Origin of the sequence: Gordonia sp. HS-NH1, assembly GCF_001418765.1 — a bacterium.
GTDB lineage: Bacteria > Actinomycetota > Actinomycetes > Mycobacteriales > Mycobacteriaceae > Gordonia.
In genome coordinates, this window is record NZ_LIYC01000044.1 from 1 (window position 1) to 23529 (window position 23529).

Genomic DNA, 23529 nt, shown 5'->3' on the forward strand with positions numbered 1-23529 from the left:
TCTCAGGTCAGTACAGCTAGGTCCGGCGTCAGCAGTCGCCGACTTGACGTCGACTCAGCCGACGGATCCCGCCCGGGCCTGTGCCGTCGCGTCGTTCGTTCCGAAGCTCCCGAGTTCGACCGGCACCCGTACCGTCACCACCACGTCCTCCCCGACGATGCGGCACCCGACGAGTTCGGCGCCGGAGGATTGCCGCCCGGCCAGGTCTCGCGCGGACGCACACGGATCCACCTCACCGGCGACATGATCGATTGCCGCGGCCAGCGCCGACAGATCGGCAGCCGACTGGGCCCGATGACGCGCCAGCACAGCACCCCCGACATAGATCACCATCACGAGGACACCGGCCAACGCCGCGATCACGAACGCACCCAGCACCGTCGCGTGACCATCGTCGTCGGCGACCAGACCCCGACCGGCCCTCACGGTCCGACCCCGGGTGCGAACACCACCTCGTCGGCACCTGTCGGCTCCTTCGCCGCCACTGCCCGCGCCGAGATCGTCAACCCCGGCAGCATCGCCACATCTGACCGGACCTCGACGACGACATGCTCGTCCGAGGCCGAGATCGACACCCGGGCATCGTCTCCGGCGAGCTGTTGCGCAGCCTCTCGCGCCGCGGCATCTCCCGCGGCGGACAATCGCGCCACCTCGCGCGCCGCGTCGGTGCATCGGATCTGCGTGGTCACCGCGGCGATGGCGCCGACGGCGATCAGTACCATGACGACGATCGCCGCGACGGCGTACGCGGCCTCGACGGTCACCATCCCCGATTCGTCGGCGACGAAGCGTCTCAACCGATTCCGACGACTCATCAGCCGACCGAGGTGTTGAGAGCCTTTCCGATGATGCCGGTCAACGCACTCACGATGTTGTCTCCGGTGACGACGGTATAGAGGATCGCACCGAAGGCGGCCGCGGCGATCGTCCCGATCGCGTACTCCGCGGTCGACATTCCTTCCTCGTCGGTCATGAGTCTGGTCATGTGTGCGCCGAGACGTCCGATCGTGGCGCCGCGATCGTGCCCCGCAGCGGCAGGGGTGTCGTCGTGAGTCCGGAACATGATGCGTGACATGGTCTCTCCTGGGAGTCGATGGAACCGCGGGAAACGGTGTGGCAAGTACGTGTGGTGTTACAGCTACTTGGACGCACCGCGTCCCGGTTCGGATCCCTCGGATTTCGAGACCATGCCGGGCCTGCGCGCAGACCCGGCCGGAGGTCGGCTACGAGGTCGACCACACCCCGAGTTCGTTGCCGCTCGGGTCCGTGAAATGGAACCGGCGGCCGCCGGGAAACGCGTAGGGCCCGTTGACGATCTCACCGCCCGCGGCACGCACCTGCTCCGCGGTGGCGTCCAGGTCGTCGGAGTAGAGCAACACGAGCGGGCCACCGCGAACGGCGGCGGTGTCGCTCGTCGCGAGGCCACCGACCTCGGGCAGATCCGGGCCGCCCGGATTCACGATCCCGGCGTACGCGGGCCCGTAGTCGTTGAACTCCCAGCCGAACGCCGCGGCGTAGAAGGCCTTCGCCTCGGCGGCGTCGGTGACGGTGAGTTCGATGTAGTCGATCGCGTGGTGTCGAGATCCCGAGTCGCTCATGGAGGCCATTGTGCGTCGGTGTACCGACAGTGCGTCAGACCGAACCCAGAACCGTCGAGGCGAGCCCGACGACGACCGGGACGATGCCGAGGCAGATGAACGCCGGGAGGAAGCACAGTCCGAGCGGGCCGCTGATGGCGACACCTGCCCGCTCCGCGGCCGCGAGGGCGTCGTCGTGCGCCCGGCGCCGCACGTCCTCGGCGAGTTCGGCGAGTCCGCCCGCAAGTGACGAGCCGGCCCGCGCCGAACGGCGGGCCATCGCGGCGAGCGCATCGAGATGGTCGTCGGACGACTCGCCCCCGTCGGTGAGGACCGACCATGCCGCGTCCGGATCGGCCCCGAGCTGCAGCAGGTCCGCGACGTGCGCGAGTGGGCCGGCCATCGAGGCCGGCGCGCGTTCGGCGACCACCGACGCCGCGGTCCCCACCGGCAACCCGGCGCGCAGGCACACCGAGAACAGGTCGAACGACGACGCGATCGCGAACGGGTCGTCGGGGGCGGGCCCGGCACCCAGCCACCGCGGCGTGCGAGCAGGGGGTGTCGGCGGCTCGGTCACGCGATACAACAGCCACCGGGGCGCGGGCCAGATCCACAGCGCCGCGGCGAGCAGGACCGCCGAACACGCCGCACCCGTCATCCCACCGGGGGTCAATGCGCCAGCACCTTTCCGGTGATGCGCTCCGACCAGCCGATGCCCGCAGCCACCAGGCCGCACCCGGCCATCAGCAGAATGCCACCCAGCCCTCCGCCGAGGAGGACCTGGATCGGTCCCGCACCCGTTGCCTGTCCCAGCGCCATCCCCAGGAGCGGCAGACCGGCCAGGACCGCTGCGGTCGCCCGTGGCCCCGACAGTCCGGCCCGGGTTCGATCGGCGAAACCCCGCCGGGCCTGCAGATCCGAACGCACCGCACCGAGGAGGTCGACCATCGGCAGACCGCGATCGTCGGCGATCTGCCAGGCCACTCCGATGCGACGCCACGACTCCCCGTCCGTTTCCCCGCCCACGCGGACGTCGGCCCCGGACGCCGGGTCGATCACCGAACCGCCCAGTGCGGCACGACAAGCCATCGCCTCCAGCCCGTCCGCGATCCCGGTCCCGGAGCCCGCATCACCCGGATCACGACGACGGAGTTCGGCGACCGCGACCTCACAGGCCCGCACCGGCGGTGCGCCGACCGACAGTTCGGCGATCATCAACGACAACGCGAGAAGCAGTTCGTCCATCCGGCGATCACGTCGCTTCTCGGCCAGTCGCCGTCGGCGGACCCACAGCACGATCGTCACGACGATCCCCGCCGCGACGGCGGCCGGTAACCCGCCCACCAGGAGGGCACCGAACGGCGCCGTCATCGGGAGCAGCACGGCCGGTGTCGACGACCACGCAGGTGCGGTGTGTCCGCACACCGCGAGGAGCCGGGGGGTCGCCCGAGGCGGTGCGGACATCAGCACCGCGACACCCGCGGTGCCCAGCACCAGTGCGACCGCGGCCGGCGTCGACATCATCGACCATCCCCCGACACCGGCCCACCGGCGGCGACCAGCGCGTCGAAGTGTCGACGATCAGCGGTGAACCCCCTGTCGCGCAACCAGATCGGCACGATCGTCACGCGCCCTGCGTCGTTCCGGCGAACGACCCCGATCTCGACGAGACCTCGTGTGCCGCCTGCGTTCCGTGCCACCCCGAGTACCACCTGCAGCGCGGCACCCAGCTGACTGTGGAGCGCGTCGCGAGCCATACCTCCCAGTGCGGCAAGCGCTTCCATGCGCGCCGGCACCTCCGACGTCGAGTTCGCGTGAACCGTCCCGGCGCTTCCGTCGTGCCCGGTGTTCAGCGCCGTCAGGAGGTCGATGACCTCACCACCGCGCACCTCCCCGACGATGATCCGGTCGGGTCTCATCCGAAGTGCCTGCCGGACCAGGGTCCGTACCGGGACCTCGCCCACACCCTCGACGTTCGACGCCCGCGCGACCAGCCGCACCACCTGCGGATGCCGCGGGGCGAGTTCGAGGGCGTCCTCGACGCAGACGACCCGCTCGCGCGGATCCATGGCACCGATCAGCGCGTTGAGCAGCGTCGTCTTCCCCGTTCCGGTGCCGCCGATCACCAGGAAGGCCAGGCGCTTCCGGAGGATGTCGGCGATGACCGGCACGACCTCGGTCGGGATCGCGCCGCTGTCGACGAGGCTCGGCAGGTCCTTGGACGCCGACCGCAGGACCCGCAACGAGATACAGGTCCCATCCGCGGCAAGTGGCGGGATGATCGCGTGCAGCCGCACGGTGTACCCGCGGCGCCCCACGTTCGACAACTGCCCGTCCACCCAGGGCTGTGCGTCGTCGAGACGGCGCCCGGCGCCGAGTGCCAGCCGACCCGCGAGGCGTCGTACCGATGCCTCGTCCGGAAATCGGATGGTCGTCGACTCGAGTCCGGAACCGCGGTCGACCCACACCTCGTCGGGTCCGGACACCAGAATGTCGGCGATGTCGGGTTCGGCGAGGAGTTGCTCGAGCTTGCCCGCCCCGGTCAGTTCGGTCTGCAGGAATCGGAGTGCGGCGAGCAGGTCGGTGTCACCGAGCACTCCCCCGGCCTCCGCGCGGATCGCGTCGGCGATGACCGCCGGACTCGGGTCGGCCGCGTCGGCGGCCAGGCGCGAGCGGACCCGGTCCAGCAACGCCTCGTCGGCCTGGCCGTCCGTTCGGGAACGCGTCATGACGCGAGCCGTCCGCGCTCGGCGACCCTCGTGTACACCGTTCGTGCCGCACGACCGAGCGGACCGCGAGGTCGCAGCCGCAGCGGGCCGCCCTCCAACCGCACCGCCAGGCGGGGCTCCGGTCGATACGCGGCGAGCAGCGGCAGTCCGATCGCGTCGGCGACCTGCTGTGGGCGCAGACCGCCGGGCGAGGGGCCCCGCACCGCGAGCTCGACGGCCACCTCGTCGCCGACGACACGATCGACGATGCGCCGGGCCGCGGCGCATCCGCCGACGGTGGGAGTGGTCACCACGACCACGACGTCGGTGGACGCGATCGCCGCGCGCACCACCGGGTTGTCGCATCTGGGCAGGTCGAGCACGACGAGATCACCGTGGGTGTGGCCGGCATCGATGACCGCGGTGACCGCCTCGACACTCAACCCGGCAGCCGGGAGGCGCTGAGAGGTCAGCACCGCGAGACCGTCGCCCGCACTCGGCAGCGCCTGGTGCAGTGCCGTTCCGCCGACGACCCCACCGTCGAGCGAGAGATCCTGCCATCGCAGCCCTCGACGACGTTCGAGGCCGAGCAGGAGGTCGGCACCCGCGCCCATGTCGTCGAGGTCGAGCAGCAACGTGGGCGAGCCGGCGTCGGCCGATGCCAGCGCGACCGCGGCGGCCAGTGTCGAGGCCCCGGCACCGCCATGGGCCCCGATGACCGCGACGACGCCGGCCGGGCGGCGTCGCGGTACCCGGCACCCGGTCAGTACCCGGACGAGGCGTCCCTCCTCGGCCGGCAGCGTCGACGCGTCCTCGGCGCCCAGGTCCATCGCCATCCGCCACGTGTGCGCACCCGGTTCGGTTGCACTCACCAGCATCAGACCGGGCCGGCGGGGCGGGCGAACGCGGCTCAGGACAGCGATGGCGGGCGGGTCGACGACCACGGCGCGGGCCGTCAGCCATTCCCGCCGGCAGTCATCGGCGGGTGCCGTCTGTACGAGGTAGCCGGCCGCCGCGGCGCACCGCGCGACATCGTCGTGGAGGTCGGGATCTACGAGAACCAGGAGTTCGTCGGGCATGCGGACGATCATGCGGCCGGAGGAGCCCGTCGACCGGTGGGACTCCGGCGGTCTGGGGATGGGGCCGAAGCCTGTGGACAACGTGCCGCGCTCAGCGCGTTCCACGGGTAGAAAAGACCCCAGACAGAGGACAACCCCGGCCAGGGGGGGAGGAGGCCGGGGTCGTCACGTTTCAGCCCCGGGGGGTCGGGCTGAAACGCACCGGTATGAGAACCGGGTAAGGATGACTATACACACGGATTCGGATTCTTTGCAAGCACAACAATCGCTTTCGCGAATGTCCGTTCTACTCCAGGGTAACAAGATGCGCGAATGGGCAATCCGAGTTGGGCGTTATCCGAGAAACGCGATTCCGGCGCGGAAAGTACGCAACGTCTTTGCAACGTCCCCTTTGACCACCCCGCGGGCCGGGATCGTGCGCGATCAGACCCCCACGCACCCATTCCTCCTCCGAACCCACTGGGCAACAACATTTTTCGCTGAAGCACGCAAGTTGTCCGACATTCCGACACCGAACGCTTGATGTGACCGGCATCACGGTGTAGAACAGTGGTTACGGAAACTCGGAAGGCCAAGTTCGATCCGGAAGAGAAGGAACGGACCCCCACGCCGAGCACTTCCCAGCACGGGCGGCAAGCACCCACGCGGAGCACGCCGCATATGGCAAAAGTGTTGTGCGCCTGCGACATCGCAGTCAGGACGACCGACCGCCACACTCGTTGCGCCATCGCCTTCCTCCCCTGAGGCGCCAGGCCCGGGAGGAACGGCACACAGCTGGCAGCACGTGGACGGTCCGCAATCCCGACTCGCGGTCAATCGCCGAGGCGGTAACCACAACCCACCAAGCACGCTTGGTAACTTGAGTCCGTGCTACGCGGGCGGCAACCGCGTCGTTTACGACGCCGGCGGCCGCCCGCAGCGCTGTCCGGGACAGATGCGCAACCCCGACCGCTATCCCGCCCGTGCCGCGTCGGCGATCGACTTCGCCTCCGCCGCACCGGCTTCCAGAGCCTCGCAGCAGAACACGATCCAGTCCCGCAGGCCGGCTTCGGTACCTGTCCCGAAGCTCGTCGCCAACGTGCGATACTCGCCGACCCGCTTGAACCAGGTCACCTCCGGCACGCCGAGGCAGTGCGGGTCCAACCCGGTGGCGGCGGCGACGAGCCGAGACGCGGCGCGGGCGACGACGCCGTTGGCGGTCGGAAAGGCATTCATGGCCAGCAGCTCGCCATGGACCACCGCGACGAGCACGGGCGCCGGAACCGACGTCGCCCCGGTTGTCAACTGCCCCAACAAATTGAGACGTTCACCGACATCCGTCCCACTCCGTGGCCGCCCGAGCTCATCGGGGTCGTCGACGAGGTCGGCGGCGGCGAGAGTGTGCAGCCGCGCCAGAGCCTGGGCCGGCGCCCGCCGGATCACCGACGTCATCGTGACCAGGGAGTCGCCGTCGAGTGCCTGCGACACCCGCATCGCGCCCGCGAGGATCGGGTCGTCGAAGTCGCCGTCACGCCGTAGCTCGACGCTTCCGCCGTCGATGGCGGCCGAGGAGCGACCGGCCCGCCACGAGGCCTCGGTGGCGGTCTTGTCCCATCCTCGCAGGTTGGCGGGGTGCCGGTGGACCGCGGAGAGGGCGTCACGTGCGCGATCGGCAGCCGAGGAGACGCCGGGTAGCTCCAGCAGGGGCAACAATGGGTCGGTGGTCACGAACCGACGATAGTTGCGTCGACGGCCGTCTCTTCCAGGACACCCTCGGTCTCGCGCGGTACGGCGGCGACAGAGGCCAGAGGCGCTTCCCCGTTCCCTCGAATCCGGAATTAATGAACCCTCATTGTTAGTCGCCGTTTCGAAATTCCGTGCGGCCTATTGTTCGTACCGCCGAGTCAGTCGCCCGGCTGAAACGAAGCGTCGCCGACTCCGGTCGCCGCCGACGGGCGTCCTACCGTTCGTCGTCACCCACCGGCCGTTCGTCGCGAATCGGTTGCGTTCGCATACGGGACGGTTCCTGGGTCGACGTCGACGTGACTACGCTCACACTGTTTCCCCGTACTGACGTCGGGTCACCTTACTGTTGAGTGACCGCCGTCGACAGCGAAAGGCCCTTCTCACCGATGTCCTCCACCGTCCAGGCATTCCCACCTTCCGACGAGTTCGCCGCCCAGGCCAACGGCACCGCCGAGATGTACGACCATGCTGATGCCGATCGCCTCGAGTTCTGGGCCGAACAGGCCCGGAGGCTGGACTGGGCCACCGACTTCACCACGACCCTCGACTGGTCCGGCGCCCCCTTCGCCAAGTGGTTCGTCGGCGGCACCCTCAACGTCGCCGTCAACTGCGTGGACCGCCACGTCGCCGCAGGTAAGGGCGACCGAGTCGCCATCCACTGGGTCGGGGAACCCGGCGACACCCGGGACCTCACCTACAGCCAGCTGCTCGCCGAGGTCAGCAAGGCGGCCAACTACTTCTCGTCCATCGGACTCGTCGCGGGCGACCGCGTCGCCATCTACATGCCGATGGTCCCCGAGGCCCTGATCTCGATGCTCGCCTGCGCCCGCCTCGGACTCACCCACTCCGTGGTGTTCGCCGGCTTCTCCTCGGGAGCGTTACGCTCGCGCGTCGACGACGCCGAGGCCAAGCTCGTGATCACCACCGACGGGCAGTACCGCCGCGGCCAGCCGGCACCGCTGAAGACCCAGGTCGACGAGGCGCTCGGCACCGGCGACGACGCCGCGAAGTCGGTCGAGAAGGTTCTCGTGGTCCGTCGGACCAACCACGACCCCGACCTCAACTGGGTCGAAGGCCGCGACGTGTGGTGGGAGGACACCGTCGACGAGCAGTCCGACACCCACGAGGCCGAGGCGTTCGACGCCGAGCACCCGCTGTTCCTGCTCTACACCTCGGGCACCACCGGTAAGCCCAAGGGCATCGTCCACTCCTCGGGCGGCTACCTGACCCAGGTCAGCTACTCGTTCCACTACGTGTTCGACCACAAAGAAGGCCGGGACGTCTTCTGGTGCGGCGCCGACATCGGCTGGGTGACCGGCCACTCCTACCTCGTCTACGGCCCGCTCTCCAACGGCGCCACCGAAGTCGTCTACGAGGGAACCCCCAACTCCCCCAACGAACACCGCCACTTCGAGATCATCGAGAAGTACGGCGTCAGCATCTACTACATCGCCCCGACGCTGATCCGTACCTTCATGAAGTGGGGACGCGAGATCCCCGACGCCCACGACCTCTCCACCATCCGGCTGCTCGGCAGCGTCGGCGAACCGATCAACCCCGAAGCCTGGAAGTGGTACCGCGAGGTCATCGGCGGCAACTCCGCGCCGATCGTCGACACCTGGTGGCAGACCGAGACCGGCGCCATCATGATCTCGCCGCTGCCCGGGGTGACCGCGACCAAACCGGGCTCGGCGATGAAACCGCTGCCCGGCATCAGCGCCAACATCGTCGACGACCAGGGCAACCCCGTCGGCGCCGGCGAGCAGGGCTACCTCGTGCTCGACCAGCCGTGGCCGTCGATGCTGCGCGGCATCTGGGGCGACGAGGAGCGCTTCCGCGAAACCTACTGGTCGCGCTTCGCCGAGCAGGGCTGGTACTTCGCCGGCGACGGCGCCCGCTACGACGAGGACCACGCGCTCTGGGTCCTCGGACGCGTCGACGACGTCATGAACGTCTCCGGTCACCGCATCTCCACCGCCGAAGTCGAGTCGGCCCTCGTCGGCCACTCCGGTGTCGCCGAAGCCGCGGTCATCGGCGCCGCCGACGAGACCACCGGCCAGGGCATCGTCGCCTTCGTCATCCTGCGTGAAGGCGTGGAGAACACCGGAGACCAGCTGATCGCCGAACTGCGTCAGCAGGTGTCGGTGGAGATCTCGCCGATCGCCAAGCCCCGCGAGATCAACGTCGTGCCCGAACTGCCCAAGACGAGGTCGGGCAAGATCATGCGCCGCCTGCTCAAGGACGTCGCCGAGGGACGCGAACTCGGCGACACCTCCACCCTCGTCGACCCGTCGGTCTTCGAAGCCATCCGCGCGAAGAAGGCCTGATCCCGCCCGGACGACCGTCCCCTGCGGGGCTGTCCTGACCCGATGCGCCACCAGCGAACTCCCGCCGGTGGCGCATCGCACGTTCGGGCACTCCCCGACGCACCCATGGGTGGGCCGCCACGTCAGCGGCGCTCGCATGGCAACATATGGCCATCAGCCGAACAACGGAGGATTCTGTGAGCCCCAACGAGCACGGCCTGCCCGACGCGGGCCGGGACTCCGTCCCGTCGATCCCGCTCTCCGACGCCAATGCCGGCCGTAACGGTGAGCCGACGATCGGAAGCCTGGTCAAGGACGCGACCACCAGCGTCTCCACCCTGTTCCGATCCGAGGTCGCGCTCGCCAAGGCCGAACTCGTCACCGAGGCGAAGAAGGCCGGCGCGGGCACGGGGCTGCTGATCGTCGCCGGTGTGATGGCGCTGTACTCCAGCTTCTTCTTCTTTTTCTTCCTCGCCGAGTTGCTCGACGAGTGGGTCTGGCGCTGGCTGGCATTCCTCATCGTGTTCCTCATCCTGGTGACGGTCACCCTGATCGCGGCCTTTGTGGGCTATCTGTTCTTCAAACGGGTTCGGGGACCGAAGAAGACGATCGAATCGGTCAACGAACTGCCGACCGTCCTGCCGAACCGTCACGCAGAGCACGAGACCTCGCACCCGAGAATCCCGCCCGCCCGCGAAGGGTGATCCGTGAGCGAGGAGCCTGACCCCTCGAGCGTTCGACTCCCGGGCGACTGGGAGCATTTCGACGTCCGCGCCAACGGAGTCCGGTTCCACGCCGTTGCGCCCGCAGGCGTCCCCGCCGGCGACCGCCCGCTTGTGCTGCTGCTCCACGGCTTCGGCGAATTCTGGTGGAGCTGGCGACATCAGCTGACCGCGCTCACCGAGGCCGGCTTCCGCGCCGTCGCGGTCGACCTGCGCGGCTACGGCGACACCGACAAGCCCCCACGCGGCTACGACGGCTGGACCCTGGCCGGCGACACCAACGGACTCATCCGCGCGCTCGGGCACACCCGCGCCACCCTCATCGGGCATTCCGACGGCGGACTGGTCTGCTGGGCGACCGCCACACTGCACCCACGAGTCGTCGACCGGATCATCGTCATCGCGTCCCCGCACCCCCGTGCCCTCCGCCGACGCGTACTGCGCGACAAGACCCAGCGGGCACGGTTCCTGCCGTTGTTCCTGCGCAACCAGATCCCCCGGTTCGGCGAACGACAGATCACCCGCGACGACGCGGCCTTCGTGTCCGACTACTTCGCGGAACGGTCGTCGGCTTCCTGGCGAGCCCAGCCCGATTACGCGCACACCGTGGAACTCAACCGGTCGGCCATGCTGATCCCCAACGTCGCCCACTGCAGCCTGGAGTACCGGCGCTGGGCGTTCCGTTCACAGTTCCGACCCGACGGCGCCCGCTTCATGGAGCTCATGGATCAGCGGCTGCACCTCCCCGTGCTCGCCCTCCGCGGCCGCGACGACCCGTACATCCTCGACCACGCGATGGCCGACAGCCACCGCTGGGCGGCGCACCAGATGTACCGGCAGGTCGAGGACAGCGGTCACTTCGTCCATCAGGAACAACCGGCCGCGGTGACCGAGTACGTCCTCGAGTTCCTACGCCACGAGCCCGAACCGACCGCGGACGGCCCTCGCCGACCGGCCCGGAAAGTCAGGCGAGGACGCAGCGCTGTGTACTCACCCGTTCGCTTCGCCGCTCGGATTCGTCGAAGTCGGAGCGCACCTGACGGGCGGTGAGCACGAAACCGGTTTCGTCGGCGGCGTTCTCGGCCGCACCGAAGACCACTCCGAGCACCTCGCCGTCCGAGTTGAGCAGCGGCCCACCCGAATTTCCCTGCCGGATGAGTCCGCGGACGGCATACACCTCGCGGGTCACCTGCCCGGTGCGGTAGATGTCGTCGCCGGTGTGCGAGAACGTCGCACGCACCCGCAGGGGGCTCACGTAGAAGGGTCCGGCCTCGGGGAAGCCGAGGGCGATCGCGTCGTCCCCGGTGGATGCGGGTCGCGAGGCGAACCGCAGGGCCGGGGCACGCAGGCCCGGGACGTCGAGCACCGCGATGTCGTTCTCGCTGTCGAAGAGCACCACCCGCGCGGGGAGCTGTGCCCCGGTCGAGGTCTGCACCTCCAGCCGCTCGGTACCCGCGACCACGTGCGCGTTGGTCATGACACGCTCGGGAGACACGACGAACCCGCTGCCCTCCAGCGCCTGCCGGCAGCTCGGCGCCACACCCTCGATCTTCACGACGCTGGGCCGGGCCTGGGTCACCACCGGCAGTTCGGCCAGCGCCTGATCGGGAGGATCGACGTTCGTCGACGGAGTGCTGACGAACGGGAACTTCGGGAGCCCCGAACTGTCCAGGAGCGCCTTGAAGTCGTCCGGCAGGTCGTCGACCCACTGCGGCGACACCGTGTCGACGCCGGTGAGCACCTTGGAGTCACGCACCGCCCCGGCGATCGCCGGATCGGCCGACTCCCGCAGCGGGATCGCCAGCAGACCGGCGGCCAGCAACACCGCGACCACCTGCAGAAGCGAACCGACGCCGCTGTCGACAGCACGCAGGCCGGGCGACCGGATACCACCGCGTGCCGCACGTCCCAGGACCATGCCCGCCACCTCGCCCACGACGACGAGCACGACCAGAACCAGAATCCCGGCGAGCACCCGCACCTGCAGGTCGTCGAACTGTTCGATCAGGCGAGGCGCGAGCAACAGGCCGGCGACGGCACCCAGTGCGACGCCGATGAACGCCAGCGCCGAGGCGACCGCACCCGATCGGTAACCGCTGGCCGCGGCGAGCAGCGCGATGGCGATCACGATGACGTCGACCCAGGTCGAGCCGGTCATCGCGAGCCTCCGGACTCGACATCGGTGGCGTCGACGACCTCCCGGTCGTCGTGGTGGAGTTCGGCGAACCCGGACTCCTGACGGCTGCCGGCGAGTTCGATCATCTTCTCCAGCGAACGCACGTCGTCGGAGTCCCACGGACGGTCCCAGCCGGACACCTCACTGATGGCGGCGACGAGCCCACCGGTGAATCCCCACACGAGCAGACGGTCGACGAAGAACGCCGGGCCCTTGTAGACGATGCCCACCGCCTTTCGCCGGACCTGGAACCGGTTGCCCGGGTCGAGCATCTCGCGCAGGTTGATCCGGTCCACTCGGGCGGTCTCTCCCTCGTCGACGACGCGCACCTCGCTCGGACGGTGCCAGTAGCCGATCACCGGGACGACGTCGAACCCCGACACCCCGACCGGAAAGCTGGGGAGGGTCGCGAGGATGCTCACCCCGGATGCGTCGAGACCGGTCTCCTCGGCCGCCTCGCGAAGCGCTGTGCCCACCGGGAAGTCGTCGCCGGGATCGGCCGCACCGCCGGGGAAGGCCACCTGACCACTGTGCTGGCGCAACGTCGGAGCACGCTCGGTCAGCAGCACCTCGGCGTCCGCGGGCAGACCACCCGGATGGTCGTCGGCCGCCTCCCAGGAGCCGGAGAACAGGATGAGTACCGCCGCCGCCCGCGACTTCGTCGGCAGCATCGACGCCCAGCGCGACCGGTCGCCGCCGCGACCGTCGACACTCCTCGTGACGGCGCTGACGTCGTCGGTGAGGGCTCGTAGCCAGGGCGGGATCTCCGCGCGCGAGACCAGCGGCCCGGCGTCGGCAGAGCGACGCCCGCTCATATCCGCACGCCCAGGTGCTCGGCCACCGAGTCCGCGATCTCCTCCGGACTGTCGAAGACCCCGGGATAGACCTCGGCCACCGAGCCGTCGGGTCTCAGGAACACGGTCGACGGGAACACCCGCGGCGCGCTGATGGCCGCGGCGACCTTCCCGTCGAGGTCGAGCACGGACGGCAAACGGACTCCGATCTCGGTGAGCAGCGTCAACGGGAAGAACGGATTGCTGCCGCCTTCCTTGGCGTGCAGGGCCAGCACGGTGACCCGGTCGCCGGCACGAGCGGCGAATTCTTCGAAGTAGGGCAACTCGGTCTTGCACGGACCACACCACTGCGCCCACACATTGATCACCAGCGGGCGACCCGCCGTCGCCGCACCGAGGTCGTACGGCGCACCGGTGCCCAGACAGGGCTCGACGACGCCCGCGAGGACGGAATCGGGTGACTCCGGCAGACCCGTGACCGGGCAATCCGGTAGAGCGGCGGCCTTCCGCGCCTCCGCCACGCGCGCCTCGTCGACCGGGGCGTCGATCGGGCGGGTCCCACTCGCCGACGGCGGCGCGCTCGACATCGGCGCCGGCTCGCCGCCGCGCGGCCAGATCGCCACGATCAGCGCGATCATCACGATCACGAAGACGGCGGTCCACCGCGCGGCAGGCGGGAAACGAGAATCCTTCCGCGACGACGGACTCGCCTCGCTCCCGGCGGTCTCGGTGTCTGTGGTGTCGTTCACGGCGCGACGACCCCTGCCAACGCGAGAAGATGCTCGGTCTCCGGACCCTTCACCAGGGCGGCGGCCTCGGCCTTGTCCATCGGGCCGGTCCCCACCGACGGGCAGTCCTTGGCGAGGACGCACACACCGCAGGCGGGCTTGCGTGCGTGACACACGCGGCGGCCGTGGAAGATCACCCGGTGCGACAGGTCCGTCCACTCGCGTCGCTCGATCAGCTCGCCGATGGCGTGTTCGACCTTCACCGGATCGGTCTCCTCGGTCCACTGCCAGCGCCGGACCAGGCGGCCGAAGTGGGTGTCGACGGTGATGCCGGGAACACCGAAGGCGTTGCCCAGCACCACGTTCGCGGTCTTCCGTCCGAAACCGGGCAGCGACACCAGGTCCTTGAGGTTGTTCGGGACCTCCCCGTCGAACCTCTCGACGAGGGCCTGGCCGAGCCCGATGATCGAGTTCGCCTTGTTCCGGTAGAAGCCGGTCGGACGGATCATCTCCTCGAGTTCGGTGCGGTCGGCACCGGCGTAGTCCGCGGCCGTCCGGTACCGGGCGAACAGCGCCGGGGTGGTCAGGTTGACGCGCACATCGGTGCACTGGGCCGACAGGATCGTCGCGACCGAGAGCTCGAGCGGATCGGTGAAGTCGAGTTCGCAGTACACGTGCGGGAAGGCGACCTTGAGGGTGCGATTCATCCGCCGCGCACGCCGGACCAATCCGAGATGGGTCTCCTGCTTGCGTGCCACGGCCGGTCCCGCGGTCGCAGTCTTGCGTGCGCTCACCTGATTCAGGTTAGCGATGTACTCCGCCAATCCCGATTCCACAGGCGCCCGACCCCGCGGCCCGACCGTGACAGCGCGGTCAGACTCCGCGTTTCCGCAGTTCAGAACGGCATCCATACCCTCCGGGAGGCCCAGGGAACGGCCACACCGCACAGCCGACCCACAACCTACGGTCAGGTAACAAGTCAGTGACGGCGGCCCTCCGGATGAGGATCCCGGCGGGTCCATTGTGTTTACTGGTCCCCATGCACGGTCTCGCGGCGCTGCTGTTCCCGGCTGTACTCATGCTTTTCGCCATGGGCATGGACAAGGTCCAGTCCCGGATCGACCGCTCGGCGGTCTCTCGCGACGAGGTCGAGGACTTCCTCGACTCGGCCGACGCCCAGAACGTCCAGACCCTCGCCCGCGAGGGGATGCCCGCGGCTCTCGACGAACTCCGCGACCGTCGCGTCACCCGTCACGAGTCGGCCGTCGCCGGCCACACCGAGTCGCCGCAACGGGCCAGCTGATCGGTCATTGCGGGTCAGCCGTCGTCTCGCCCCCGGACATCGCGTCGGCAGCTCGACGATCGGACACACGCGCAATGAGCTTCCAGTGACCCATCCAACACATATGCTTGTGCGCGGGGTAGCGTGTCCAAGGGCGCGATCTGACGCGTGGCTGTAGCAAAGATTTCGAGAAAGGTTCCCTAGGTGGAAGAAGTACTGGCGCGGGCGGGCATATTTCAAGGCGTCGAGCCTTCCGCCGTGGCGGCGCTGACCAAGCAGCTTCAGCCCGTCGACTTCCCTCGCGGACATGTGATCTTCCACGAAGGCGAACCGGGCGATCGGCTCTACATCATCATGTCCGGCAAGGTGAAGGTCGGCCGCCGCTCCCCCGATGGACGCGAGAACCTGCTGACGATCATGGGACCGTCCGACATGTTCGGCGAGCTCTCCATCTTCGATCCCGGTCCGCGTACATCGTCCGCGACGACCGTCACCGAGGTGCGCGCGGTGTCGATGGACCGCGACGCGCTGAAGGCCTGGATCAAGGACCGCCCGGAGATCGCCGAGCAGCTGCTGCGCGTGCTGGCACGTCGCCTGCGCCGCACCAACAACAACCTCGCGGACCTCATCTTCACCGACGTCCCCGGTCGTGTCGCCAAGCAGCTCCTGCAGCTCGCACAGCGCTTCGGAACCCAGGAGGGCGGCGCCCTGCGCGTCACCCACGACCTGACCCAGGAAGAGATCGCACAGCTGGTCGGGGCGTCGCGCGAGACCGTCAACAAGGCCCTCGCCGACTTCGCCCAGCGCGGATGGCTGCGACTCGAGGGCAAGAGCGTCCTCATCGCCGACTCCGAGCGTCTGGCGCGCCGCGCACGCTGACAGCTGCGCCCGCTCCTCAGGGGACAGGTAGACAGCGCGCTCCTGAGGGACCAGGCACACAGGCACCACACGAAGGCCGCCCGCTCCGATGAGCCGGCGGCCTTCGTCGTGTCAGGCCTCTCGCAGATACTCCAATTGCGCCTTCACCGACATCCGCGCGGCGGGCCACAGCTTCTTGTCGACGTCGGAGTACACCATGCGCACCACCTTCATCGGCTTCGCTTCGCGGGCCGACACCCCCATCGAGTCGAGGGCCGCGACGATCTGGTCGATCCGTTCCTCACGGTGAGCTTTGTAGTACCGCGCGACCGGTCCCAGGTCGGGATGGTCCGGGCCGTGCGCCGGGAGCAGCGACGCCCCTTCACCTTCGACGATGAGGCGGTTCAGCGAGTTCAGGTAGTCGCGCAACCCACCGTCGGCGGGATCGAGCACGGTCGTACCACTCCCGAGGATCGTGTCTCCGGTCAGGACCGCGCGCTGCCCGTCGTGTTCGACGAGGAAGCTGACGGAGTCTCCCGTGTGCCCGGGCGTCAACAGCACCGTGATCCGTAGGCCCGCGGCCTCGATCACCTCACGATCCCGGAGCGGAGCGCCTCTGCGGCAGTACTTCTCGAGGCGAGCACGCACCGGAGCGCCGGTGCGCCGGTGCAGGCGCGAGACTCCGCCGGTGTGGTCGTGGTGCCGGTGCGTCACCAACACCAGTGCGACCCCGGGTAGTTCGGCCAGGCGCCGGGCATGATGCTTGTACTTCGGCGGCCCCGGGTCGACGACCACGCATTCATCGCTGTCGGGCGCGCGCAGCACATAGGTGTTCGTGCCGTCGAGTTCCATCATCCCGGAGTTGTCGCACAACAGGACCGATGCGAACGGGGTCACCTCCCGGAGCACCCCGTAGGCCGGGTGTGTCGGTGCGGCGTCATTCGGTGAGCTCATGGTCTCCGAGCCTATCCACTCGGCGTGGTCGCCCGGGTGGACCCCGACGATCCGATCGTGCCGGGCCGAACCGCCTGGTCAGTTTTCGCGGACCGGGGTGCCGTTCACGTGGTGCTCATCGGCCGATCCGTCGACCATCGTCGGCGCCACTTGGTCCTGCAGACTTCGCAGCAGCGCGGCGCCCTGGGTGATCACGCCGGTCATGATCTCGTTGACCCCCTCGGCGCCGTTGTACACCGTGAGGTTCGCGGTGCTCAGTCCCTTCGCGACCTCGCCGACGAGAGTCGGCAGGGCTTCGATGAGCTGCTGGTCGAGGGCGATCCGGTTGTGTTGAGCTGCCGCCGCCGATTGGATCTCGACCGCCTTGGCCTCTGCCTCGGCGATGATCTGACGGCGTAGCGCCTCTGCCTCGGCCGGCTTCACGACCTCCGAGATCAGTTCCTGCTCACGGAGTTCGGCCTGCGCCTGCGCGAGCACGGACTGTTCGCGGATGACCTCCTGGTTCACCCGGGCCTGAGCGAGGGGCCCGGCCTGGGCGGCTTCGGCGTTGGCCTTGTCGGTCTCGGCCTTGATCGCAGCCCGCTTGATCGCTGTCTCCCGTTCGTAATCGGCCTGATTGCGGAGCGATTCCTGCTGCGCCTTGGCCGACTCCTGGTCTGCGCGAGCACGTTCGACGGCGGCCTCGCGCTGCACTTTGGCGATGTTGGGAGCGGCCAGCGCGTTGATGTAACCGGAGTCCATGTCGTCGATCGACTGGATCTGGAACGAGTCGACGACGAGGCCTATCGATCCCATCTCACGTTTGGACGCGTCGAGCACCTGACGGGCCAGGGTGTCGCGTTCGCGGATGATCTGTTCGACGGTCATCGAGCCCACGATGGAGCGCAGATGGCCCGAGAAGACCTGTCCGGTCAGTTGGTTCATCTCGCTCTCCTGCTCGGAGATGAACCGTTGCCCGGCATTCACGATCGACGCCACGTCGTTGCCGACCTTGTGCGCGATGACCGCCCGCACGTTCAGTTGTATTCCCTGCGTGGTCACACAGACCTCACGAATCGTCGCTTCGTGCAGTGCCATCGACAGGAATCGGACCTTCCGGAAGAAGGGCATGACCCATTTGCCGTGTCCCACCACCACGACGAACGGCGCGTTGTCGGCGTCGGACTTGGCGCCCGAGATCAACATCGCCTCGTCGGGTTCGGGAACGTAGTAGCCGAGCATTGGTTTCTCCTCGTGGTCGGCGGAGTCGAGCGCGCCGTGTCTGGCAGTGCGGAAGCGAAGCGGGCAGAGTGTCGCCTGCTTCGCGACAAGGTGACCGATCGGGTGTGTCGGACTCAGATCCTGCCGCATCGAACGGCTCGCCACGATCGGTTGTTCACATGGCGTGGGGCCGGCTCACCGGGGCTCGGGTCCTGGGGTCCGCGCCCACGGTTCGACGTCGACGATGCGGCCGGGCCACTCCGCGATCACCAGGACTGCCTCGTCGAGTCCGATCGGCCCGGCGGCCCGCGCGAGGAACCGCTCGGTTCCGCCCGCAAACGGCAGTTCGACCTCGCCGAGGGGCTCGCCTCCCGGGATGGCCATCGTCACGGTCCCGGTGCGTCCGACGAGTTGCGGTACTGACATCCGACGCCTCCTCGAATCGCCCGACAGTGGACAGAACCCTAGGCCATCGCGGTCCGACGCCGGTCGCGGACTCCGTCGAGAACGACGTAGGCCGCGGTCACCACGGCGACCACTGCGGCCCCGAGGACCAGCGCCGCGTAACCGAAGGTCCCGACGACTATCCCGGCGACCGCACCCGCGGCCGCGCCGGCCAGACTCATCGAGGTGTCCGAGACACCCTGTGCCGGTGCACGTCGTGCGGTGTCCACACTGTCGGTCAGGAGCGTCGACGCCGCGACCGTCGATGCCGACCATCCGACACCGAGGAGGACCAGCGCCACGACGAGGCCCGTCTGCGATTCCGCGAAGACGAATCCGATGACGCAACTGACGACAAGCACCGCCTGCCCACCGAGGATCACCGGGATCCGGCCGGCCCGATCGGCGAGCAGGCCCATCACCGGTGCGAGCGCGTACATCCCGGCGATGTGCGCGCTGATCGACAGTCCGACCAGCGTCACCGAGGCGCCCCCGTGATGCATGTGGACCGGCGTCAGCGCCATCACCCCGACCATGACCGCGTGCGCCGACACCACCGCAGCCATCGCCGCTCTCGCCGGCGGTGAGTGCACGATCGCCGAGAAGCCTTCGGCCAGAGAGACCTTGGTGCGCGATCCGCCGGCTTCGCCGAGCGCCACGACGAGCGGATCGGGGCGCAGGCCGACGAAGAGCACTGCCGCCGCTCCGAAACACCCCGCGGCACCGACGAGGAACGGACCCGAGAGATCGGCCATCGCGAACCAGCCTGCGACGGTCGCACCCAGCGGGACCACCGCGGGTCCGATCACCGCGCCGACCATCGTCGTCCACACCACGAGCGAGAGATCGCGTCCGCGTGTGGCCGCCGACGACAGGTCGGTCGCGGCGAACCGCGCCTGCAGACTCACCGCACTGCCCGACCCCACCGCGGCCATACCGACGAGCATCAACGCGAACCAACCGCGGTCGACGGCGACGGCCACGATCAGCGTCCCGAATCCGGCGATCAGCAGACCCGTGGTCAACGCGGGACGACGGCCGCGCCCGGCCGCCAGTGACGCCAGCGGCAGGCCCGCGGCGGCCGCACCGAGCGTGACCACGGTGGTCGGCAGACCGGCCAGCGAATCCGTCCCCGACAGCTCCTCACCGAGGATCGCGCCGAGCGCCAATGCCCCGCCCATCGACAAGCCGGCGAGGACCTGGGCCACGCAGAGCAAGACGATGGTTCGCCGCTGCGGGGCGAGGCGGTCGGAGGCTACGTCGATCTTCACCCGATCAGCATCGACGCTGCCCCCTGCCTCCGCCAACCCCTGGCGGGTGACGGCGCGTGCTCACCCGGCGATCAGGTCGTATCCGAGCTTCCCGACCATGACCACCACCACCGCGAGCAGGACCCAGCGCACGAACGAGCTCCCCCGCCCGATCGCCATGTGGGATCCGATCTGGGCGCCGACGACGTTGGCGACGGCCAACCCCAGTCCCAACAGCCACAGCACATTTCCCTGCAAGCCGAACACCGCCAGAGCGCCGAGATTCGTGCCGGTGTTGATGACCTTGGCCATCGCCGAACTCTCCAGGAAGCTCGTCCCGACCAGGGCGGTCAGGCTGATGATCAGGAACGTCCCGGTCCCGGGTCCCATCACCCCGTCGTAGAAGGCGACGACGACACCGGCCAGCACGAGGCCGGCAATCGTCGAGACGCGCGACCGCGGTCCCGTCGACGCGTCACCACCGAAGCCGGGATTGAGTGCGACGAACAGCCCGACGCAGACCAGCATCACCAGCACGATCGGCGTGAAGATCTCGGTGGGCAGAACGACGGCCACCGTCGCGCCGAGCGCCGAGAAAACCAGGGCCGCAACGAACACCGGGATCAGGCGACGCAGATCGATCCGGACATGCCGCGTGTAGCGCCACGCGGCCGACGCGGTGCCGAACACCGCGGCGAGCTTGTTGGTCCCCAGGGCCGTCGCGGTGGGCAGCCCCGGTTGGACGATCAGCATCGCCGGGATCAGGACGAGACCACCGCCGCCGACCACGGCGTCGACCCACCCGGCCGCGGCGGCAGCGACGATCAGCAGCGCGACGTCCAACGAGACGTCAGGCCACTTCGACGATCAGTTCCACCTCGACCGGCGCGCCCAGCGGGAGCTCGGCGACGCCGACAGCGGAGCGGGCATGCACACCGGCGTCGCCGAAGATCTCACCGAGGACGTCCGACGCCCCGTTGATCACCTTCGGCTGGCCGGTGAACCCCGGCGCGGACGCGACGAAGCCGACGACCTTGACCACGCGCACGATCGCATCGATCCCGACCAGCGCGTCGATCGCGGCGAGGGCGTTGAGCGCACAGACCCGGGCGGCCGCGGTCGCCTCGTCCGGACGAACGACACCCTCGGCACCCTCGTGCACCTTGCCGCGCGCCGACAGCTCGCCGGCGACCATGGGCAACTGACCCGAGGTGTAGACGAGGTCGCCGGTGCGCACGGCCGGTGTGTAGCTGGCCACCGGCGGCACCACGGACGGGAGCTCGATGCCCAGCTCGGCGAGACGATCGGTCCACGTGGTCGCCATGTTCAGCCCTTCGGTCGCTTCAGGTACGCGACGTGCTGCTCGCCCGTCGGACCGGGCAGAACCGAAACCAGTTCCCAGCCATCGGCACCCCACTGATCGAGGATCTGCTTCGTGGCGTGCGTCAGCAGCGGCACCGTCACGTATTCCCACGCGGTCACTTCACTCATGGACTCACCCTATCTGGCGACGGTCAATGGATAAGGTGTTGCGGTGGCCAATGAACAGGGCTCGCGATCCGGGTCGGGTGAGTCGCTCGAATCCGGCGTGACAGACGACGCCTCCGGCAACGGCGTGACAGACCGCTCTTCCGTCGCGGGAGAGAACGAGTGGCCGCAGGCCGCTGCCCGCGCCCGCCTGCATTTCGTGTCGGGCAAGGGCGGTACGGGCAAGACCACCGTGGCCGCGGCGCTGGCGCTCGCGCTCGCCGCCGACGGCAAGAAGGTGCTCCTCGTCGAGACCGAGGGGCGACAAGGCATCGCGCAGGTCTTCGACATCGCCCCGTTGCCGCCGACCGACACCCGCATCGCGACCGCCGAAGGCGGCGGCGAGGTGTCCGCGCTGGCCATCGACATCGAGCACGCCCTGCTCGAGTACCTCGACATGTTCTACAACCTCGGCTTCGCGGGCCGTGCGATGAAGCGGATCGGCGCCATCGACTTCGTCACGACCGTCGCTCCCGGGCTTCGTGACGTGCTGCTCACCGGCAAGATCAAAGAGCGGATCATCCACACCGACAAGCAGGGCAACCGCGTGTACGACGCGGTGGTCGTGGACGCACCGCCGACCGGCCGGATCGGGAACTTCCTCGACGTCACGCAGGCGATGGCCGACCTGGCCAAGACCGGCCCGATCCGCAACCAGAGCGAGGGCGTCGTCCGGCTCCTGCACTCGGAGGAGACGATCATCCACCTCGTGACGCTCCTCGAGGCGATGCCCATCCAGGAGACCATCGAGGCCATCGACGAGCTGCGGGGCAAGAACCTCAATCTGGGCAGCCTCGTCATCAACCGCGTGAGCGCCCCGCACCTACCCGCCGAGGTGATCGACGAGATCGCCGAGGGCCGGATCGACGCGGGGCGAGTCGAGGACAGCCTGACCGCTGCCGGGCTCAAGCTCACGGACGGGGATCTGGCCGGCCTGCTCACCGAGACCATCGAGCACGCGACCCGGCTGCAGGCACAGCAGATCGCGAAGGCCCAGCTCGACGAGGTGGAACTACCGACGCTCGAACTGCCGTCCCTCGGGGACGGTGTCGACCTGGGTTCCATCTACGAGCTGGCCAACCTCCTCCAGAAAGCGGGTGCATGATGCCACTCGACCTCAAGATGGGCTCGGTGCTCACCGACCCGTCGACCCGCGTCGTGATCTGTTGCGGCGCCGGTGGAGTCGGTAAGACGACCACCGCGGCGGCGATGGCGATGTACGCCGCGGAGCAGGGCCGGACCGTGGCCGTGCTGACCATCGATCCGGCCAAACGCCTGGCCCAGTCCCTGGGGATGTCCGAACTCACCAACGATCCGCAGCCGGTCGCGATCGACGGCACGGGCACGCTCGACGCCATGATGCTCGACATGCGACGCACCTTCGACGAGATGGTGCTCGAGTACTCCTCGCCCGAGCGGGCCGAGGCGATCATGGAGAACGCCTTCTACCAGACCGTGGCCTCGTCGTTCTCCGGCACGCAGGAGTACATGGCGATGGAGAAGCTCGGCAAACTGCTCGAGCAGGACCACTGGGACCTGATCGTCGTCGACACCCCGCCGTCGCGAAATGCGCTCGACTTCCTCGATGCCCCGCAGCGGCTGGGTTCGTTCCTCTCCGGCCGCCTCATGAAGGTGCTGGTCGGCGGCGGCCGCGGGGTGGGCCGCATGGTCACCGGCGCGATGAGCCTGGCCATGCGCGGCGTGGCGACGATCATCGGCGGCGACATGCTCCGCGACGTCGCGATGTTCGTGCAGTCACTGGACTCGATGTTCGGCGGGTTCCAGGACCGTGCCGCGAAGACCTATGCCCTGCTCAAACAGCCGGGCACCCAGTTCGCCGTGGTCGCGGCGGCCGAGGCCGACGCGCTGCGTGAGGCCGCGTTCTTCGTCGACCGGCTGTCGGAGGAGTCGATGCCGCTGGCCGGGCTGATCCTCAACCGGACCCATCCGAACCTGACGTCGATCCACGAAGAGGCCGCGCTGGTCGCCCTCGAGTCGGTCACCGACGACCTCGCCCGGGGCGTCCTCGAGATCCACGCCGATCGGGCGGCCACCGGCAAGCGCGAACTCCATCTGCTGCAACGGTTCACGGCCTCGCATCCGCGGGTACCGATCGTCGGGGTGCCGGCGTTGCCGTTCGAGGTGGCGGACGTGACCGCACTGCGCGCGGTGGCCGAGCAGATCACCGGCCGGGGCTGA

General features: G+C 68.9%; 27 protein-coding genes. 7 read left to right on the top strand and 20 right to left on the bottom strand.

What is annotated here, in order from left to right:
* Window positions 1-54 precede the first annotated feature (54 nt).
* The 9 genes from AMD30_RS20820 to AMD30_RS20860 form a co-directional block, all read right to left on the bottom strand.
* Window positions 55-426 (bottom strand): Rv3654c family TadE-like protein, encoded by a 372-nt coding sequence (locus AMD30_RS20820; RefSeq protein WP_010844245.1) that lies wholly within the window; start codon window positions 424-426, stop codon window positions 55-57.
* Window positions 423-815 carry a TadE family type IV pilus minor pilin gene (locus AMD30_RS20825; protein WP_035718081.1) on the bottom strand — a complete coding sequence of 131 codons (393 nt, stop codon included), beginning with the start codon at window positions 813-815 and terminating at the stop codon, window positions 423-425. Before AMD30_RS20825 ends, AMD30_RS20820 begins: the two co-directional genes overlap by 4 nt.
* Window positions 815-1075 carry a DUF4244 domain-containing protein gene (locus tag AMD30_RS20830; protein WP_010844247.1) on the bottom strand — a complete coding sequence of 87 codons (261 nt, stop codon included), beginning with the start codon at window positions 1073-1075 and terminating at the stop codon, window positions 815-817. Before AMD30_RS20830 ends, AMD30_RS20825 begins: the two co-directional genes overlap by 1 nt.
* Window positions 1076-1223: 148 nt before the next feature.
* Window positions 1224-1598 (bottom strand): VOC family protein, encoded by a 375-nt coding sequence (locus tag AMD30_RS20835; RefSeq protein ID WP_035718092.1) that lies wholly within the window; start codon window positions 1596-1598, stop codon window positions 1224-1226.
* Window positions 1599-1632: 34 nt separating this feature from the next.
* Window positions 1633-2235: a type II secretion system F family protein gene (locus AMD30_RS20840; RefSeq protein ID WP_055476948.1), complete on the bottom strand. Its 603-nt coding sequence runs from the start codon at window positions 2233-2235 to the stop codon at window positions 1633-1635.
* Between the two features lie 11 nt (window positions 2236-2246).
* Window positions 2247-3101, bottom strand: coding sequence for a hypothetical protein (locus AMD30_RS20845; RefSeq protein WP_055476949.1), 855 nt, complete (start codon window positions 3099-3101; stop codon window positions 2247-2249).
* Window positions 3098-4306 (bottom strand): TadA family conjugal transfer-associated ATPase, encoded by a 1209-nt coding sequence (locus AMD30_RS20850; protein WP_055476950.1) that lies wholly within the window; start codon window positions 4304-4306, stop codon window positions 3098-3100. Before AMD30_RS20850 ends, AMD30_RS20845 begins: the two co-directional genes overlap by 4 nt.
* Complete coding sequence (gene ssd, locus AMD30_RS20855; protein ID WP_055476969.1) at window positions 4303-5364, bottom strand: septum site-determining protein Ssd; 1062 nt, start codon at window positions 5362-5364, stop codon at window positions 4303-4305. Before ssd ends, AMD30_RS20850 begins: the two co-directional genes overlap by 4 nt.
* 951 nt (window positions 5365-6315) lie before the next feature.
* Window positions 6316-7071 carry a hypothetical protein gene (locus AMD30_RS20860; protein ID WP_010844253.1) on the bottom strand — a complete coding sequence of 252 codons (756 nt, stop codon included), beginning with the start codon at window positions 7069-7071 and terminating at the stop codon, window positions 6316-6318.
* A 404-nt stretch (window positions 7072-7475) separates the two neighbouring features.
* On the opposite strand from AMD30_RS20860, the gene acs reads away from it, so the two are divergent.
* The 3 genes from acs (at window position 7476) to AMD30_RS20875 (ending at window position 11167) form a co-directional block, all read left to right on the top strand.
* Window positions 7476-9416: an acetate--CoA ligase gene (gene acs, locus AMD30_RS20865; protein ID WP_055476951.1), complete on the top strand. Its 1941-nt coding sequence runs from the start codon at window positions 7476-7478 to the stop codon at window positions 9414-9416.
* Window positions 9417-9592: 176 nt separating this feature from the next.
* Window positions 9593-10099 (top strand): phage holin family protein, encoded by a 507-nt coding sequence (locus tag AMD30_RS20870; RefSeq protein WP_014925140.1) that lies wholly within the window; start codon window positions 9593-9595, stop codon window positions 10097-10099.
* Between the two features lie 3 nt (window positions 10100-10102).
* Window positions 10103-11167 carry an alpha/beta fold hydrolase gene (locus tag AMD30_RS20875; RefSeq protein WP_035718084.1) on the top strand — a complete coding sequence of 355 codons (1065 nt, stop codon included), beginning with the start codon at window positions 10103-10105 and terminating at the stop codon, window positions 11165-11167.
* Here the strand turns inward: AMD30_RS20875 and AMD30_RS20880 are convergent.
* From AMD30_RS20880 to nth, 4 genes are read right to left on the bottom strand one after another with little or no spacing between them, the layout of a single operon-like run.
* Window positions 11082-12275: a MarP family serine protease gene (locus AMD30_RS20880; RefSeq protein ID WP_010844257.1), complete on the bottom strand. Its 1194-nt coding sequence runs from the start codon at window positions 12273-12275 to the stop codon at window positions 11082-11084. The two genes, AMD30_RS20875 and AMD30_RS20880, sit on opposite strands and share 86 nt — an antisense overlap.
* Window positions 12272-13108 carry an NUDIX hydrolase gene (locus AMD30_RS20885; protein WP_055476952.1) on the bottom strand — a complete coding sequence of 279 codons (837 nt, stop codon included), beginning with the start codon at window positions 13106-13108 and terminating at the stop codon, window positions 12272-12274. The genes AMD30_RS20880 and AMD30_RS20885 overlap by 4 nt, the downstream gene beginning before the upstream one ends.
* Complete coding sequence (locus AMD30_RS20890; protein ID WP_055476953.1) at window positions 13105-13836, bottom strand: TlpA family protein disulfide reductase; 732 nt, start codon at window positions 13834-13836, stop codon at window positions 13105-13107. Before AMD30_RS20890 ends, AMD30_RS20885 begins: the two co-directional genes overlap by 4 nt.
* Window positions 13833-14522, bottom strand: coding sequence for an endonuclease III (nth, locus tag AMD30_RS20895; RefSeq protein WP_231632811.1), 690 nt, complete (start codon window positions 14520-14522; stop codon window positions 13833-13835). The genes AMD30_RS20890 and nth overlap by 4 nt, the downstream gene beginning before the upstream one ends.
* A 332-nt stretch (window positions 14523-14854) precedes the next feature.
* Here nth and AMD30_RS20900 point away from each other — a divergent pair, with 332 nt between their 5' ends.
* Entirely contained in the window at window positions 14855-15118 is a 264-nt protein-coding gene (locus AMD30_RS20900; RefSeq protein ID WP_014925136.1) for a hypothetical protein, read from the top strand.
* A gap of 183 nt (window positions 15119-15301) precedes the next feature.
* Window positions 15302-15976 carry a Crp/Fnr family transcriptional regulator gene (locus AMD30_RS20905; protein ID WP_004022089.1) on the top strand — a complete coding sequence of 225 codons (675 nt, stop codon included), beginning with the start codon at window positions 15302-15304 and terminating at the stop codon, window positions 15974-15976.
* A gap of 111 nt (window positions 15977-16087) precedes the next feature.
* On the opposite strand, the gene AMD30_RS20910 is transcribed toward AMD30_RS20905, so the two are convergent.
* The 7 genes from AMD30_RS20910 to AMD30_RS25145 all read right to left on the bottom strand — a co-directional run bounded on the left by AMD30_RS20910 (window position 16088) and on the right by AMD30_RS25145 (window position 21294).
* Window positions 16088-16909 carry an MBL fold metallo-hydrolase gene (locus tag AMD30_RS20910; RefSeq protein WP_055476954.1) on the bottom strand — a complete coding sequence of 274 codons (822 nt, stop codon included), beginning with the start codon at window positions 16907-16909 and terminating at the stop codon, window positions 16088-16090.
* Between the two features lie 78 nt (window positions 16910-16987).
* Window positions 16988-18130, bottom strand: coding sequence for a flotillin family protein (locus tag AMD30_RS20915; protein ID WP_035718094.1), 1143 nt, complete (start codon window positions 18128-18130; stop codon window positions 16988-16990).
* Between the two features lie 174 nt (window positions 18131-18304).
* Entirely contained in the window at window positions 18305-18535 is a 231-nt protein-coding gene (locus AMD30_RS20920) for a hypothetical protein (protein WP_010844264.1), read from the bottom strand.
* 38 nt (window positions 18536-18573) lie between these two features.
* A complete protein-coding gene (locus AMD30_RS20925; RefSeq protein ID WP_055476955.1) occupies window positions 18574-19824 on the bottom strand; it encodes an MFS transporter in 1251 nt (416 codons plus the stop codon).
* 60 nt (window positions 19825-19884) lie between these two features.
* Window positions 19885-20646 (bottom strand): TSUP family transporter, encoded by a 762-nt coding sequence (locus tag AMD30_RS20930; RefSeq protein WP_010844130.1) that lies wholly within the window; start codon window positions 20644-20646, stop codon window positions 19885-19887.
* 7 nt (window positions 20647-20653) lie between these two features.
* Window positions 20654-21127, bottom strand: coding sequence for a RidA family protein (locus AMD30_RS20935; RefSeq protein WP_055476956.1), 474 nt, complete (start codon window positions 21125-21127; stop codon window positions 20654-20656).
* A gap of 2 nt (window positions 21128-21129) precedes the next feature.
* Window positions 21130-21294 carry a DUF4177 domain-containing protein gene (locus AMD30_RS25145; protein WP_004022081.1) on the bottom strand — a complete coding sequence of 55 codons (165 nt, stop codon included), beginning with the start codon at window positions 21292-21294 and terminating at the stop codon, window positions 21130-21132.
* Window positions 21295-21337: 43 nt separating this feature from the next.
* Between AMD30_RS25145 and AMD30_RS20940 the strand changes: the two genes are divergently transcribed.
* A complete protein-coding gene (locus tag AMD30_RS20940) occupies window positions 21338-22435 on the top strand; it encodes an ArsA family ATPase (RefSeq protein ID WP_055476957.1) in 1098 nt (365 codons plus the stop codon).
* A complete protein-coding gene (locus AMD30_RS20945) occupies window positions 22435-23529 on the top strand; it encodes an ArsA family ATPase (RefSeq protein ID WP_044505726.1) in 1095 nt (364 codons plus the stop codon). Before AMD30_RS20940 ends, AMD30_RS20945 begins: the two co-directional genes overlap by 1 nt.

Coding starts and splice junctions, on each gene's coding strand:
- AMD30_RS20910 (WP_055476954.1), bottom strand. CDS start 16,909: ATGAGCTCACCGAATGACGCCGCACCGACACACCCGGCCTACGGGGTG.
- AMD30_RS25145 (WP_004022081.1), bottom strand. CDS start 21,294: ATGAGTGAAGTGACCGCGTGGGAATACGTGACGGTGCCGCTGCTGACG.
- AMD30_RS20945 (WP_044505726.1), top strand. CDS start 22,435: ATGCCACTCGACCTCAAGATGGGCTCGGTGCTCACCGACCCGTCGACC.
- AMD30_RS20915 (WP_035718094.1), bottom strand. CDS start 18,130: ATGCTCGGCTACTACGTTCCCGAACCCGACGAGGCGATGTTGATCTCG.
- AMD30_RS20840 (WP_055476948.1), bottom strand. CDS start 2,235: ATGACGGGTGCGGCGTGTTCGGCGGTCCTGCTCGCCGCGGCGCTGTGG.
- nth (WP_231632811.1), bottom strand. CDS start 14,522: ATGAATCGCACCCTCAAGGTCGCCTTCCCGCACGTGTACTGCGAACTC.
- AMD30_RS20835 (WP_035718092.1), bottom strand. CDS start 1,598: ATGAGCGACTCGGGATCTCGACACCACGCGATCGACTACATCGAACTC.
- AMD30_RS20920 (WP_010844264.1), bottom strand. CDS start 18,535: ATGTCAGTACCGCAACTCGTCGGACGCACCGGGACCGTGACGATGGCC.
- AMD30_RS20830 (WP_010844247.1), bottom strand. CDS start 1,075: ATGTCACGCATCATGTTCCGGACTCACGACGACACCCCTGCCGCTGCG.
- AMD30_RS20885 (WP_055476952.1), bottom strand. CDS start 13,108: ATGAGCGGGCGTCGCTCTGCCGACGCCGGGCCGCTGGTCTCGCGCGCG.
- acs (WP_055476951.1), top strand. CDS start 7,476: ATGTCCTCCACCGTCCAGGCATTCCCACCTTCCGACGAGTTCGCCGCC.
- AMD30_RS20845 (WP_055476949.1), bottom strand. CDS start 3,101: ATGATGTCGACGCCGGCCGCGGTCGCACTGGTGCTGGGCACCGCGGGT.
- AMD30_RS20880 (WP_010844257.1), bottom strand. CDS start 12,275: ATGACCGGCTCGACCTGGGTCGACGTCATCGTGATCGCCATCGCGCTG.
- AMD30_RS20825 (WP_035718081.1), bottom strand. CDS start 815: ATGAGTCGTCGGAATCGGTTGAGACGCTTCGTCGCCGACGAATCGGGG.
- AMD30_RS20900 (WP_014925136.1), top strand. CDS start 14,855: ATGCACGGTCTCGCGGCGCTGCTGTTCCCGGCTGTACTCATGCTTTTC.
- ssd (WP_055476969.1), bottom strand. CDS start 5,364: ATGCCCGACGAACTCCTGGTTCTCGTAGATCCCGACCTCCACGACGAT.
- AMD30_RS20935 (WP_055476956.1), bottom strand. CDS start 21,127: ATGGCGACCACGTGGACCGATCGTCTCGCCGAGCTGGGCATCGAGCTC.
- AMD30_RS20850 (WP_055476950.1), bottom strand. CDS start 4,306: ATGACGCGTTCCCGAACGGACGGCCAGGCCGACGAGGCGTTGCTGGAC.